The organism is Bacillus cereus group sp. BfR-BA-01441 (assembly GCF_022663075.1).
In the GTDB taxonomy this organism is placed as follows: domain Bacteria; phylum Bacillota; class Bacilli; order Bacillales; family Bacillaceae_G; genus Bacillus_A; species Bacillus_A cereus.
Genome location: NZ_JAKUEU010000245.1, coordinates 1 through 580 on the forward strand (window position 1 = coordinate 1; position 580 = coordinate 580).

Here is a 580-nt window from a genome sequence, read left to right on the forward strand (position 1 = left end):
ATCGTATTTCTATCAAGCGTATTAGTATAATAGAAGCTTTGTAACAAAAGAAAAGGAAGGGAGAATGAAAGATATGAAAGAGCAAGTATTACAAGTAACAAAAGGTGACTTCGTAGGATCAGCAAGTGGAGCAGTAGTATTAACAGCGTTAATCGTATTTCTATCAAGCGTATTAGTATAATAGAAGCTTTGTAACAAAAGAAAAGGAAGGGAGAATGAAAGATATGAAAGAGCAAGTATTACAAGTAACAAAAGGTGACTTCGTAGGATCAGCAAGTGGAGCGGTAGTATTAACAGCATTAATCGTATTTTTATCAAGTGTATTAGTATAATAGAAGTTTTAAATCAAACAAAAAAGGAAGGAGAATGAGGGATATGAACAGTGAACAAGTGTTTCAAGTAACAAAAATAGATTTATTAGGATCCTTAGGTGGAGCGGTAATATTAACATCATTTATTCTATTCCTTGCAAATGTATTAGTATGAGATATATAAATACAATCATTCAAAAAAAATAAAGACTCTAACGTATTAGTAAGTAGTTAATATGTTGGAGTCTTTTTTATATTCTTCTTATATC

General features: G+C 30.3%; 3 protein-coding genes. All 3 read left to right on the forward strand.

Annotation, left to right across the window (positions count from 1 at the left end):
- Window positions 1-64 precede the first annotated feature (64 nt).
- The 3 genes from MR107_RS30320 to MR107_RS30330 are packed head-to-tail and all read left to right on the forward strand — an operon-like array spanning window position 65 to window position 486.
- Window positions 65-181 (forward strand): DUF3948 family protein, encoded by a 117-nt coding sequence (locus MR107_RS30320; protein ID WP_000654250.1) that lies wholly within the window; start codon window positions 65-67, stop codon window positions 179-181.
- Between the two features lie 34 nt (window positions 182-215).
- Window positions 216-332, forward strand: coding sequence for a DUF3948 family protein (locus MR107_RS30325; RefSeq protein WP_000654250.1), 117 nt, complete (start codon window positions 216-218; stop codon window positions 330-332).
- Between the two features lie 43 nt (window positions 333-375).
- A complete protein-coding gene (locus MR107_RS30330) occupies window positions 376-486 on the forward strand; it encodes a DUF3948 family protein (RefSeq protein WP_001083689.1) in 111 nt (36 codons plus the stop codon).
- Window positions 487-580 lie beyond the last annotated feature (94 nt).

Excerpts from the sequence above, each read along its gene's own strand:
- MR107_RS30320 (WP_000654250.1), top strand. The coding sequence starts at position 65 with ATGAAAGATATGAAAGAGCAAGTATTACAAGTAACAAAAGGTGACTTC.
- MR107_RS30325 (WP_000654250.1), top strand. The coding sequence starts at position 216 with ATGAAAGATATGAAAGAGCAAGTATTACAAGTAACAAAAGGTGACTTC.
- MR107_RS30330 (WP_001083689.1), top strand. The coding sequence starts at position 376 with ATGAACAGTGAACAAGTGTTTCAAGTAACAAAAATAGATTTATTAGGA.